The organism is Klenkia sesuvii, assembly GCF_037083825.1.
Lineage (GTDB): Bacteria > Actinomycetota > Actinomycetes > Mycobacteriales > Geodermatophilaceae > Klenkia > Klenkia sesuvii.
The window spans coordinates 15308-27317 of the sequence record NZ_JBAPLU010000036.1 but is presented as its reverse complement, the minus strand read 5'-3'; the positions used below and the strand labels follow the sequence as shown (position 1 = coordinate 27317).

The following is a 12010-nucleotide window of genomic DNA, read 5'->3' as shown; positions in this document are numbered from 1 at the left end:
GGCATGGGAGCCCATGCACCCGGTGACCGACCTCGTCGGCGGGTGCATGGGCTCCCATGCCTGACGGGTTGACGAGTTGACGGGTTGACGGGTGGGCGGGTGTAGCTGGTGCGGGCGGGAAGCGCAGCGGTCAGCGGCCCTGCGAGGGGTAGGGCAGCAGCGCCATCTCGCGCGCGTTCTTGATCGCCCGAGCCACCTGGCGGTGCGCCTTCGGGTCCAGGCCGGTCACCCGGCGGGCCCGGATCTTGCCGCGGTCGCTGATGAACGTGCGCAGCAGGGCGGCGTCCTTCCAGTCGACCGGGCCGTCGAGGCGCCGCTTCCCCCGCGGCCGCAGGGTGGGCTTCACCAGCTGGCCTTGGTGATGCCGGGCAGCTCGCCCCGGTGGGCCATCTCGCGCATGCGGACCCGGGAGAGCCCGAACGTGCGCAGGTAGCCGCGCGGGCGGCCGTCGGAGACGTCGCGGTTGCGCACGCGGGTGGCCGAGGCGTCGCGGGGCATGCGCTGCAGCGCGGCGACGGCCGCGGCCCGCTGGGCGTCGTCCCCGGTGCGCAGCTGCTCCTTCAGCTCGGCGCGGCGCGCGGCGTGGCGGGCCACGACCAGCTTGCGCTGCTCGTTCTTCGCGATCTTCGAGGTCTTCGCCATGTCAGCGCTCCTCCTTGAACTCGACGTGCCGGCGGATGACGGGGTCGTACTTGCGCAGCACGAGGCGGTCGGGGTCGTTGCGGCGGTTCTTGCGGGTCACGTACGTGTAGCCGGTGCCCGCCGTCGACTTCAGCTTGATGACCGGCCGGGTGTCGGTGGCGCGGGCCATCAGACCCGCCCGCCCGTCGCCGACCGCTCGCGCTTGATGCGGGCCCAGACGGCCTCGATGCCCTGCGCGTCGATGGTCTTGATGCCGCGCACCGAGACGGTCAGCCGCACGAAGCGGTTCTCGCTGGGCACCCAGAACCGTTTGCGCTGCAGGTTGGGGTCGAAGCGGCGGTTGGTCCGCCGGTGGGAGTGGCTCACGGCCTTGCCGAACGTCGGACGGCGACCGGTCACCTCGCAGAAGGTGGTCATGGCGGACCACCCTACATGGGAATGATTCTCGTTCACGTGTACCGTCGGAGCCCATGAGCCGAACCCCGCTGGTCCTCGTGGCCGGCCTGCACCGAGAGCACACCGCGCGCGCCGCGCGCGACCTCCAGCGCGCCCACCCGGGCACCGTCGTCGTCCACCACGACGTGCGCGGCCTCGGCGAGGGCGTCGTCGTGCGCACTGTCCGCGACGCCTCCGGCGAGGCGCGGACGGCGCTGGAGCTGGCCCACGGCTGCCTCTCGTGCACGCTCCGCCTGGACGTGCTGCCGCTGCTGCGCGAGCTCGCCGCCCGACCGGACGTCGAGCGCGTCGTGCTCGAGCTCGACCCCGCCCTGGAACCCGAGAGCCTCTGCGTGGCCCTCGACGCGCTGGTGCTCGACGACGGCGGCACCGCGGCCGAGGCGGTCGAGGTCGAGGCGGTGGTCGCCGTCCTGGAGGCGGCGTCGTGGCTGGACGACGTGACCGGGGAGGACGTGCTCGCCGAGCGCGGCATGGCCGCCACGCCGGACGACGAGCGCACCGTCGCCCAGGTGCTGCTGGGCGCAACCGGCTTCGCCGACGTCGTGGTGCTGGCCGGCCCGGCCGTCGACGACTGGACGGCGGCCCAGCTGCACGCCGCCCTCGCGCGCTGGGTGCCGGCTGCGCGGGTCGGTTCGGTCGAGCACTGGCGCCCGGCCCGGGTGCTCGCCGGACTGCCCCGCACCGCCCGCCGCGGCCGGGTGCGGCACCCCCACGACGCGCAGCTCACCGGGCAACCACCGCTGGACGCCGACGCCGGCCTCGAGCTGGTGCTGTTCTCCGCCCGGCGGCCGTTCCACCCCGAGCGGCTGCACGAGGCCTTCGACGTCCTGCTCGACGGCGTCGTCGGCACCCGCGGCCGGCTGTGGCTGGCCACGCAGCCCGACCACGCCGTGTGGCTGGAGTCGGCCGGTGGCGGTCTGCAGCTCGGCGACGCCGGGCAGTGGCTGGCCACCCTCGGCGACGACGCGGAGCTGTGGGCGCAGGTGGACGACGAGCGCCGGGTGGCCGCGGCGCTGCGCTGGGACCCGCTGCACGGCGACCGCGACACCGAGCTCGTCGTCCTCACCCACCGGCAACCCGCCGAGGCCATCACCGCTGCGCTCACCGACGCCCTGCTCACCGACGACGAGTTCGCGCTCGGCGTCGAGGCGTGGCAGATGTTCCCCGACCCGTTCGGCGAGGAGCACACCGACCCCTGCGAGGCATCCAGTCCCGCCGACCCCGCCACCCACCTCAGCACCCACCCCACCGAGGAGAACCGATGAGAGCCGGCATCCACCCCGAGTACCGCACCGTCGTCTTCCGCGACGCCGCCACGGGCACGCTGATCCGCACCCGCTCGACGATCGCCACCGACCAGACCGTCGAGATCGACGGCCAGACCCTGCCGCTGGTCGCCGTCGACACCAGCGCGGCATCGCACCCGTTCTGGACCGGCAGCGCCCGGGTGCTGGACACCGCCGGCCGCGTCGAGAAGTTCAACGCCCGGTACGGGCAACGGGATGCAGCCCGCTACGGGAAGCGGCAGCGCTGATGGCCGTCCCCAAGCGCCGGACGTCCCGGTCCAATACCCGGCACCGCCGGGCGCAGTGGAAGGCCACCCCGCCCGACCTGGTGCCGATCACCGTGGACGGTGTGCGGCACCTGGTCCCCCGCCGCCTGGTCGCGGCCGTGCGGCTGGGCTACCTGCAACCCTGACCGGCACCCCGACCTGCACCCCCCTGCACCCCCTCCCGTCGATCACGGACCTGTGGCGACGACGCACCGGCGTGTCGCTGCGCCAGGTCCGTGATCGACCGGGGGGTGCACCCACCGGGGGCGCGGTGCGGGGGTGTGGTGCGCTCAGCGGGTGGCCAGGGCCTCGGCCAGCAGCGGCGGGAGGTTCTCGGCCAGGTAGGGGGCCGACAGCACGGAGTTGTAGCTCAGGGCACCGCGGACGTCCCCGGCGTCGACGACCATCCCGCCGCGCGCCACGACCGGCACCTGCGCGAGCACCGGGTCGGACTCGACCGTGGCCACGGAGTCGGGGTCGGTCAGCACGAGCAGGACGTCGGCGTCGAGCAGGTCGAGCCGTTCGGCGGACACGTCGACGTAGAAGCTCTCCCCGGTGTCCTGGTCGGTGATCGCCGCCGGGAGCTCGATGCCCAGCCCGGTCAGGGCCCGGCCGCGCGCGTCGGCGGGCAGGAAGGCGTAGTACTGGCCACCCGAGTACAGCGCGGCGACCCCGGTGGCGCCGGCGAACTCGGGGTGCTCGGCCACGGCGTCGGCGACGGCCTGGTCGGCGGCGGCGATGAGCTCCTCGCCGCGGTCGACCTCGCCGACCGCCTGGGCGATCATGCGGGTCGCGACGTCCCGGTCCACGCCGTAGGCCACGGTGCCCGCCGGGCGCACGAGGGTCGGCGCGATCGCCGAGAGCTGCTGGTAGACCGGCTCGTCGAACCCGGCGGAGACCCCCACGATCAGGTCGGGCCGCAGGGCGGCGACGGCCTCGACGTCGACCTCGCTGCTGGTGAAGACCTCGGGCTCGGCGCCGCCGAGGAGGTCCTGGGCCCACGGCCCGACGCCGTTCGTGTCGGCGTAGAAGACGAACGGGGTGACCGCCAGCGGCACCACGCCCATCCCCAGCAGCGGGTCGGAGTCGGTGACGCCGAGGGCCACCACCCGTTCGGGCCTCTCGGGCACCGTGGTCTCGCCCCAGATGTGCTCGATGGTCACCGGGAAGGCGTCGTCGGCGGCGGTGCCACCGGGGGTGTCGTCGGGGGTGTCGCCGGTGCTGCCGCCGCAGGCGGACAGCGCCAGGGCGGCGACGGCGAGGGCGGTGGTGAGTGCGGCGCGGCGGGTCACGGAAACCTCTCGGACGGTCCTGCCGGGACCCTCCCGGTCAGGGGAGGCTCACCTAACCACAGTCGGTGGGTCGTGCCCCGCCCGGGCTGACCAGCCCATCAGCCGGGCAGCTGCTCGGCCAGCCGGCGCAGGTCGCGCTCGGCACCGGGCTCCAGCGGCAGGTCGGGCAGCACCGCCAGCACCTCGTCCCGCTGCAGGCCCTCGGCCAGCAGCGCGGCCAGCACGCGGTCGACCGCCGCGGCCGGGATGGGCGCCGGCTCGTCGGTGACCGCGGCCAGCGCCAGGAACCGCACCCCGGACAGGTCCTCGACCGGGCTCGGCGGCGGGGGCACGGCGTCCCGGGTCATCGACTCCGCGGCCCGCACCAGCGACAGCGGCACCCCCTCGGCCTCCACGAGCGCCAGCGGGGTGTCGCCGATGGCCGCCAGCACGAGGTGCTCGGCCACGATGCGCAACGGCGCCTCCCACTCCCCCGCCCGCACCACCGCGGCCGGGTCCTCGCCGTCCTCGCCGACGTCGTCGGCCAGCTCCGCCCAGGCCCCCGGCCGGGCCGCCCGCAGCCGCTCGCCGGCCAGCACGCAGGTGGCCAGCACGAAGGGCTCGAGCACCTCGACGTCGAAGCGGTCGGCGAGCAGCCCGCCGTCGCCGTCGGCCATGTTCAGCACGTCGCGGAAGCTGCCGGGCACCGCGTCGCCGAGGTCGAGCCGGCCGGACTCCTCGTCGCCGAGCACCTGGCCGTTCTCCGCGCGCACCCCGACCGTCGTCCCGGTCTCCACCAGGCGGCCGCGACGGCGGGTGACGTGGGGCCGGTCGCCGGTGCCGACGGTCCAGGCGCAGGCCTCGGCGACCAGCGCCGCGCTGCGCTCGCGCAGCACCTCGCGGGTCAGCAACGACATCTCGTCGATCTCGAACACCCCTCCAGGGTGCGCTCCCGGCCCGCCGGTGCCTAGCGTGACCGGCGTGGACCTCGAGCTGGGTGGCAGGCGGGCGCTGGTGACCGGGGCCGGGCGCGGCATCGGCAAGGCCGTCGCGCTGCGGCTGTCGGCGGAGGGCGCCCGGGTGGCCCTGCTCGCCCGCTCCCGCGACCAGCTCGAGGCGACCGCCGCGCAGCTGCCCGGTCCGGCGCTCGTGGTGCCCGCCGACACCACCGACGACGCCGCCGTGCGGTCGGCCGTGGCCGCGGTCGTCCAGGCCTGGGGCGGGGTCGACGTGCTGGTGAACGCCGCGGCCCGGCCCGCGTCGAGCGCACCGGTGCCCGCGCTGGCCGACCTCGACGACGGCGCCCTGCGGGACGAGGTGGAGACCAAGGTGCTGGGCTACCTGCGCTGCGCCCGCGCCGTCGCCCCGCACATGACCGCCGCCGGCTGGGGTCGCATCGTCAACGTCAGCGGCCTCAACGCCCGGGCCACCGGCAACCTCGTCGGCACCGTGCGCAACGTGGCGGTGGCCGCGATGACCGCCAACCTCGCCGAGGAGCTCGGGCCGCACGGGGTGAACGTCACCGTGGTGCACCCCGGGCGCACCGTGACCGAGCGCACCCCGGCCGACGTCGCGGCCGCACCCGCCGCAACCCGCATCGGCCGGCTGGTCACCGCCGACGAGGTCGCCGACGTCGTCGCGTTCCTGTGCTCCCCGCGCAGCGTGGCCGTCACCGGCGATGCCGTCGCCGCCGGCGGCGGCACCCCGGGCGCGGTCGTGTACTGACCGCACCCGGGGGTGCCCGGCCCGGGAACCGCTCGGCCCCGGCCGGACCGGCGAGGGTCAGGCCTGCAGGGCGCGGCGCAGGCCGGCGGCCTCGGTGCGCACCCGGGCCACCACGGGCGCCAGGTCGGCCTCCCGCAGCCGGCCGCAGGTCAGCTCGGGGGCCGGGCGCGGCACGTGGCCGGGCACCGTCAACCGGTCGTGCACCTCGAAGGCGGCCCGCAGCAGGCCGCCGTCGACGGACTCCAGGTCGTCCAGCTGGTCGACCGGGCGCAGCATCCCGGCCGGGAAGGCCCAGTGGCGCATGGCCGCCGCGGTCAGCTGCACCGCGTGCACGCCGTAGCGGGCCACCTCGGCCGCCCGCCGCTCGCCGGACCCGACGGTGGTGTCCAGCGCCGCGTACCCGGTGGGGTCGTGGTGGACCAGCAGCGCGGCACCGAGCTGGGCGAGCAGCCCCGTGCACATGGCGTCGGCGGCGCGGTGGCCCATCCGCGGGCCCAGCGCCTCGCACGCGAGGGCGAGGTGGGTCGAGGTCGTCCAGTGCTCGGGGGGCAGGTCGCCGTCGGCCGAGGAGAGCGCCACGCTCGCCATCGACCGCACCGTGGCGAACCCGACGACGGTCACCGCGAACTGCAGCGACGACACGCGCCCGCCCAAGCCGTAGAAGGCCGAGTTGGCCAGCTTGAGGACCCGGCCGGTGAGGGCGGCATCGGCTGCCAGCAGCCGCGACAGCTCCCGGGCCCCGGCGTCGTCGGCGTGGGTGAGGGCGACGATCTGCGCCGCCACCGGCCGCTGCGCGGCCAGCTCGTCGACGTGGGAGAGCACCTCGAGCACGTCGAAGGCGACCCCGGGCAGCAGCGCCGCGGCCAGCTCGGCGTCCGTGGGCTCGGTCTCGCCGGCCTCCCCGTCGTCGCCGAGGGGGTCGTCGCCGAGGAGGTCGTCGCCGAGGAGGTCGTCGCCGAGGAGGTCGTCACCGAGGCGGTCGAGAGCAGCGTCCACGTCCAGGTCCACGTCCAGGTCCACGTCGAGGTCGGGGCCGTTCACCGGGCACGCTCGGCGAACCAGGCGGCCGTGGCGGCGCCGTCCATGGGCTTGGCGATGCCGAAACCCTGCAGGTGGGTGGCGCCCAGCTCGGCCAGGGTGGCGGCCTGCTCGGCGGTCTCCACGCCCTCGGCGACCGAGGACAGGCCCAGTCCGGTGGCCAGTGCCACCACGGCGCCGGTGATCTCGGGGTGGCCCTCGGACAGCTCGGCGACGAACGTCCGGTCGATCTTGAGGCAGTCGACCGGCAGCTGGCGCAGGTGGGCCAGCGACGAGTAGCCGGTGCCGAAGTCGTCGACGGCGATGGTGACCCCCAGGTCTCGTAGTCGTTCGAGCACGCGGAGCGCGCGCTCGGGGTGGCGGGCGAGAGCGGACTCGGTGAGCTCGACGCACAACCGGCCCGGTGCCAGGCCGTGGCGGGCGACCGCCTCGGACACCAGGGGCGGCAGGTGCTCGTCCAGCTGCAGGGCCGAGACGTTGACGTGCACCACGGCCGGCGCACCGGGGCCGAGGTCGGCGTCCCACACGGCCAGTTGGCGGCAGGCCTCCTGGACGACGAAGGCGCCCAGCCCGTCGATCAACCCGCTCTCCTCGGCCAGCGGGACGAACACGTCGGGGCGGATCCACCCGCGTCGCGGGTGCTCCCACCGGGCCAGGGCCTCCACGCCGACCGGTGCGAGCGTCCCGGCGTCCACGACCGGCTGGTAGGCCAGCGACAGACCGCCGTCCTCGACGGCGGCCCGCAGGTCGGCCACCAGCCGCAGCTTGTCCCCGGCCTGGGCGCGGGCGTCCTGGTCCAGCACCGAGACCCGGCCCTTGCCCCCGGTCTTGGCCTGGTACATGGCGATGTCGCAGTCGCGCACGAGGTCGTCGGCACCGGCGTGCTCGGCGGTCTGCACCGTGACCCCGACGCTCACCCGCACGCCCACGGCGACCCCGCCCAGCTGCACCGGGCGGGCCAGCTCGGCCGAGATCCGGTCGCCCAGGTACACGGCGCCGTCCTCGTCGACGTCCTGGCAGACCACGACGAACTCGTCCCCGCCGAAGCGCACCACGAGGTCGTCCGGGCGCACCACCGAGCGCAGCCTCCGGGCCACCTGCACCAGCAGCTGGTCGCCGGCGGCGTGCCCGAGCGAGTCGTTGACCACCTTGAAGTCGTCGATGTCCAGGAACAGGCAGGCCAGGCCGCCCGCGGCGCCGGGCACGAACCGCTCGGCGACGAACGCGGCCAACCGGGTGCGGTTGGGCAACCCGGTGAGGGGGTCGTGCGTGGCCTGGTGGGCCAGTCGGCTCTCGAACGCCAACCGCTCGGTGACGTCCTCGATGGTGGCCACGAAGCCGCTGCCCAGCCCCGGTGTGTGCACGTGCGCGAACCGCACCACGGTGGTGCGCTCGTCCCCCGGGGCACGCACCAGCCGGGCCCGCACCTCGCCGACCTCCCCGGTCAGGGCCGCGACCGCGCACCCGACCACCTCGTCGGCGTCCTCGGCGTGCACGACCGACAGCCAGCCGGTGCCCAGCAGCTGCTCGGCCTGCCGGCCGGTGAGGCGGCAGAAGGCGTCGTTGACGTGCGCCAGCCGCAACCCCTGCTCCGACAGCAGCGTGGGCACCGGTGAGCGCTCGGTCAGGGTGGTGAACCGGCGCTCGTGGGCCGCGGCGGAGTCGGCGAGCGCCTGCTCGGCGTCGCTGCGGGCGTGCCGCACGCTCAGCGCCCACACCCCGGCCTCGGGCGAGGGGGTGGCGTAGACCAGGACGTCGACGAGCTCCCCGGTCCGGGTGCGGACGCGCAGCTCGGCGCCGACCGACCGCTCGCGGCGCAGCAGCGGCGCCGGGCCCGGGGCGGTCGTGCCCGGCAGCAGCTTGTCCAGCGGCATCCCCAGGAGGTCGGCGACCGCGTGCCCGAGCAACCGCTCGACGCCGGCGTTCGCCCAGCGCACCCGGGTCCCGGTCGGGTCGACGACGACCACGAGCAGGGCGAGGTCGACGCGCACGGTGGCGGCGTGCACCAGGGCGGTGGTGATCCGGTCGGCGTCCGACGACACGCCCGGCGGGGGCCCCGGCGGTGTCCCCGTCGGTGTCCCCGCCGGTGCCGTCGCCCACACCCCGGCGGGGGCGGGCACGGTGGTCGTGGGGATCGGCACCCCCGCAGGGTCGGCAGACCCGACGGACCGGTGAAGCCGCCGGGCGCCACGCTCACCCGTGCGGGTGGACGTGCCCCGGGTTACCCGTCGGTAACGGATGTGGGAAAGTCGGTGCTGCCGCCGGGGCGGCACGGTCGCCGGCCCGGGAGAGAGATGAGGGTTCCTCCATGCAGTTGCACCTGTCGCCCGAGGACCAGGCGTTCCGGGACGAGATGCGCACCTTCTTCACCACGCAGATCCCGCAGACCATCCGTGACGACGTCGCCGCGCACCGCGAGGTGTCCAAGGAGCAGTACGTCGAGGCGCAGCGGATCCTGAACGAGGCCGGCCTCGCCGTCCCGCACTGGCCCGCCGAGTGGGGTGGCCGCGACTGGACGCCGCTGCAGCGCCACATCTGGCGTGAGGAGATGCAGCTGGCCGCCGTCCCCGAGCCGCTGGCGTTCAACGCCTCCATGATCGGCCCGGTCATCGCCGCCTTCGGCAACCAGGAGCAGAAGGAGCGCTTCCTGCCGGCCACCGCCAACCTCGACATCTGGTGGTGCCAGGGCTTCTCCGAGCCCGACGCCGGCTCCGACCTCGCGAGCCTGCGCACCACCGCCGTCCGCGACGGGGACGACTGGGTGGTCAACGGCCAGAAGACCTGGACGACGCTGGGCCAGCACGCCGACTGGATCTTCTGCCTGGTGCGCACCGACCCCACTGCCGAGAAGAAGCAGCGCGGCATCTCGATGCTGGTCTTCCCGATGAACTCCCCCGGCGTCACCCTGCGCCCCATCGAGCTGCTCGACGGCGGCTTCGAGGTCAACGAGGTCTTCTTCGAGGACGTGCGGGTGCCCGCGGAGAACCTGATCGGCGAGGAGAACCGCGGCTGGGACTACGCGAAGTTCCTGCTCGGCAACGAGCGGGTGGGCATCGCCCGGGTCGGCGCCACCAAGCGCATGATCGTCGACGCCAAGCAGCGCGCCGCCGGGATCACCTCCGGTGGCCGCCCGCTCATCGAGGACCCCTCGATGCGCGCGCGCATCGCACAGCTGGAGAACGAGCTGCTGTCCTTGGAGCTCACCGCCCTGCGGGTGGTCTCCAACTCCAGCGACGGCAAGCCCAACCCCGCGTCCTCGGTGCTCAAGCTGCGCGGCTCGGAACTGCAGCAGGCCGCCACCGAGCTGATGGTCGACGTCGCCGGTCCGCTGTCGCTGGCCTCGTTCGCCGACGACGACGCCACCGACGTGCCCGAGTGGGCGCGGGTGGCCACCCCGGAGTTCTTGAACTACCGGAAGGTCTCCATCTACGGGGGCAGCAACGAGGTGCAGCGCACCATCATCGCCGGCACGATCCTGGGGTTGTGATCTGACATGGACTTCACCTTCGACACCGAGCAGCACGCCCTCCGCGAGGCCGTGGCCGGCCTGCTGCAGCGCGCCTACGACCCCGAGAAGCGCCGCGCCGTGACCAAGGAGGACCCGGGCTTCGACGAGAAGACCTGGGCCCAGCTGGCCGAGATGGGCGTGCTGGGCCTGCCCTTCGCCGAGGCCGACGGCGGCATGGGTGCCGGGCACGCGGAGGTCGCCCTCGTCGCTACCGAGATCGGCCGGGTGCTGGCCCCCGAGCCCTTCGTCGAGTCGGTCGTGCTGGCCGGTGGGCTGGTGTCCGCGGTCGGCACGCCTGCGCAGCGCGCCGAACTGCTGGGCCCGCTGGCCGAGGGCAGCTCGCTGGTGGTGTTCGCGCACGCCGAGCCGGGGAGCCGCTGGACGCCGTCGGCCACCGCCGTCACCGCGACGCAGTCCGGCGACGGCTGGACCCTGTCCGGGGTCAAGGAGCCGGTGCCCTCGGGTGCCCGCGCCGACGTCCTGGTCGTCTCCGCGGCCGTGGACGGCGGCACGGCGCTCTTCGTCGTCCGCGGCGACGCCGCCGGGCTCACCCGCGACGGGTACCGCAGCCACGACGGCACCCGGGTCGCCCGGGTGGCCCTGGAGGGCACCCCCGCCGAGCTGCTCGGCGAGGGCACTGCCGACCGCACGCGCGACGTCGAGCTGGCCCTGGCCCGGGCCAGCGTGGCCTACGCCCACGAGGCGGTGGGCGCGATGGAGACCGCGCTGCGCACCACCAGCGAGTACCTGAAGACCCGCAAGCAGTTCGGGGTGCCGCTGTCGCGCTTCCAGGCGCTGACGTTCCGGGCCGCCGACATGTACGTGTCGCTGGAGTTGGTCCGCAGCATCGCGCTGTGGGCGACGATGGTGGTCGACGCCGAGGACTCCACGCCCGAGGCGGTGCTCGCCGCGGCCGACCGGGCCCGGCTGCAGACCTCCACCGCCGGGCGGCACATCGGCAAGGAGGCGATCCAGCTGCACGGGGGCATCGGGGTCACCGCCGAGTACAGCGTGGGCCACTACACCTCGCGGCTCACCGCCATCGACCACCTGCTCGGTGACGGCGCGTGGGCGACGAACCGGCTGGCCGAGCGGGTCGACGCCTACGGTACCGTCGAGGCCCTCCCCGCCTGACCCCGCACGCACGCAGGAGCCCCGGTCCGCACCTCGCGGACCGGGGCTCCTGCGTGTGGTCAGGCCTGCTTGATGACCGAGACGTCGAACTCCAGCTGCACCTTGTCGCTGACCAGCACCCCGCCGGTCTCCAGGGCGGCGTTCCACACCAGGCCCCAGTCGCTGCGCTTGAGCGCCAACGCCCCCTCGAACCCCACCCGGGTGTTGCCGAAGGGGTCCAGCGCGCTGCCGGTGAGGGTGAAGTCGACCGACACCTCGCGGGTCTGACCCTTGATGGTCACGTCCCCGGTGACGGTGTACTCGTCGTCGTCGACCTGCTCGACCGCGGTGGACACGAAGGTGATGTCGGGGAACTGCTCCACGTCCAGGAAGTCCGCCGAGCGCAGGTGGGCGTCGCGGTCGGGTTGGCCGGTGTCGAGGCTGGCGGCGTCGATGCGCAGCTCGACCCGGCTCGCGGAGGGCTCGGCCACCGCGAGGTGGGCGACCCCCTCGAACCGGGTGAAGGTGCCGCGCACGGTGGTGACCATGGCGTGCCTGGCCCGGAAGCCGATGCGGGTGTGGGCGGCGTCGACGGCGTAGTCGCCGGACACGTCGCTCAGCGCTGAGGTGGCGTCGTCGAAGTCGGTCTCGCCGGCTCCGGTCGCGCGGTGCTTGGCCACGGTGGACGGTCCTCCCAGGGGTGCA

At 74.8% G+C, this 12010-nt stretch carries 15 protein-coding genes; 6 read left to right on the top strand and 9 right to left on the bottom strand.

The window, feature by feature from the left end; all coding sequences use genetic code 11:
- Positions 1–130 precede the first annotated feature (130 nt).
- Genes rpsR through rpmB form a run of 4 tightly spaced genes read right to left on the bottom strand, consistent with a single transcriptional unit; the run spans position 131 to position 1059 of the window.
- Positions 131–346: a 30S ribosomal protein S18 gene (rpsR, locus tag TEK04_RS20705; protein WP_349257757.1), complete on the bottom strand. Its 216-nt coding sequence runs from the start codon at positions 344–346 to the stop codon at positions 131–133.
- A complete protein-coding gene (gene rpsN, locus TEK04_RS20700; RefSeq protein WP_336406267.1) occupies positions 343–642 on the bottom strand; it encodes a 30S ribosomal protein S14 in 300 nt (99 codons plus the stop codon). Before rpsN ends, rpsR begins: the two co-directional genes overlap by 4 nt.
- Before the next feature lies 1 nt (position 643).
- Entirely contained in the window at positions 644–811 is a 168-nt protein-coding gene (gene rpmG, locus TEK04_RS20695) for a 50S ribosomal protein L33 (RefSeq protein WP_336406266.1), read from the bottom strand.
- Positions 811–1059 (bottom strand): 50S ribosomal protein L28, encoded by a 249-nt coding sequence (gene rpmB / locus TEK04_RS20690; protein WP_336406265.1) that lies wholly within the window; start codon positions 1057–1059, stop codon positions 811–813. The genes rpmG and rpmB overlap by 1 nt, the downstream gene beginning before the upstream one ends.
- Positions 1060–1112: 53 nt before the next feature.
- Here rpmB and mrf point away from each other — a divergent pair, with 53 nt between their 5' ends.
- The 3 genes from mrf to rpmF are packed head-to-tail and all read left to right on the top strand — an operon-like array spanning position 1113 to position 2796.
- Positions 1113–2363, top strand: coding sequence for a ribosome hibernation factor-recruiting GTPase MRF (gene mrf / locus TEK04_RS20685; RefSeq protein ID WP_336406264.1), 1251 nt, complete (start codon positions 1113–1115; stop codon positions 2361–2363).
- Positions 2360–2632, top strand: coding sequence for a type B 50S ribosomal protein L31 (locus TEK04_RS20680; protein ID WP_336406263.1), 273 nt, complete (start codon positions 2360–2362; stop codon positions 2630–2632). The genes mrf and TEK04_RS20680 overlap by 4 nt, the downstream gene beginning before the upstream one ends.
- Positions 2632–2796 carry a 50S ribosomal protein L32 gene (gene rpmF, locus TEK04_RS20675; protein ID WP_336406262.1) on the top strand — a complete coding sequence of 55 codons (165 nt, stop codon included), beginning with the start codon at positions 2632–2634 and terminating at the stop codon, positions 2794–2796. The genes TEK04_RS20680 and rpmF overlap by 1 nt, the downstream gene beginning before the upstream one ends.
- 144 nt (positions 2797–2940) lie before the next feature.
- Here rpmF and TEK04_RS20670 read toward each other — a convergent pair whose 3' ends face one another.
- A complete protein-coding gene (locus TEK04_RS20670; RefSeq protein WP_336406261.1) occupies positions 2941–3942 on the bottom strand; it encodes an ABC transporter substrate-binding protein in 1002 nt (333 codons plus the stop codon).
- A gap of 98 nt (positions 3943–4040) precedes the next feature.
- Positions 4041–4856: a hypothetical protein gene (locus TEK04_RS20665; protein WP_336406260.1), complete on the bottom strand. Its 816-nt coding sequence runs from the start codon at positions 4854–4856 to the stop codon at positions 4041–4043.
- A gap of 46 nt (positions 4857–4902) precedes the next feature.
- Here TEK04_RS20665 and TEK04_RS20660 point away from each other — a divergent pair, with 46 nt between their 5' ends.
- On the top strand, positions 4903–5646 hold the full coding sequence (locus TEK04_RS20660; RefSeq protein WP_336406259.1) for an SDR family NAD(P)-dependent oxidoreductase: 744 nt from the start codon (positions 4903–4905) through the stop codon (positions 5644–5646).
- Between the two features lie 57 nt (positions 5647–5703).
- Here the strand turns inward: TEK04_RS20660 and TEK04_RS20655 are convergent, their stop codons facing one another.
- The gene (locus tag TEK04_RS20655; RefSeq protein ID WP_336406258.1) at positions 5704–6687 is read right to left on the bottom strand and encodes an HDOD domain-containing protein; all 984 of its coding nucleotides are present in this window, start codon (positions 6685–6687) and stop codon (positions 5704–5706) included.
- Positions 6684–8825 carry a putative bifunctional diguanylate cyclase/phosphodiesterase gene (locus TEK04_RS20650; protein WP_336406257.1) on the bottom strand — a complete coding sequence of 714 codons (2142 nt, stop codon included), beginning with the start codon at positions 8823–8825 and terminating at the stop codon, positions 6684–6686. Before TEK04_RS20650 ends, TEK04_RS20655 begins: the two co-directional genes overlap by 4 nt.
- 167 nt (positions 8826–8992) lie before the next feature.
- On the opposite strand from TEK04_RS20650, the gene TEK04_RS20645 reads away from it, so the two are divergent.
- Positions 8993–10171: an acyl-CoA dehydrogenase family protein gene (locus TEK04_RS20645; RefSeq protein WP_336406256.1), complete on the top strand. Its 1179-nt coding sequence runs from the start codon at positions 8993–8995 to the stop codon at positions 10169–10171.
- 6 nt (positions 10172–10177) lie between these two features.
- Positions 10178–11326 carry an acyl-CoA dehydrogenase family protein gene (locus TEK04_RS20640; RefSeq protein ID WP_336406255.1) on the top strand — a complete coding sequence of 383 codons (1149 nt, stop codon included), beginning with the start codon at positions 10178–10180 and terminating at the stop codon, positions 11324–11326.
- A 59-nt stretch (positions 11327–11385) separates the two neighbouring features.
- Here the strand turns inward: TEK04_RS20640 and TEK04_RS20635 are convergent, their stop codons facing one another.
- Positions 11386–11985: a YceI family protein gene (locus TEK04_RS20635; protein WP_336406254.1), complete on the bottom strand. Its 600-nt coding sequence runs from the start codon at positions 11983–11985 to the stop codon at positions 11386–11388.
- Positions 11986–12010 lie beyond the last annotated feature (25 nt).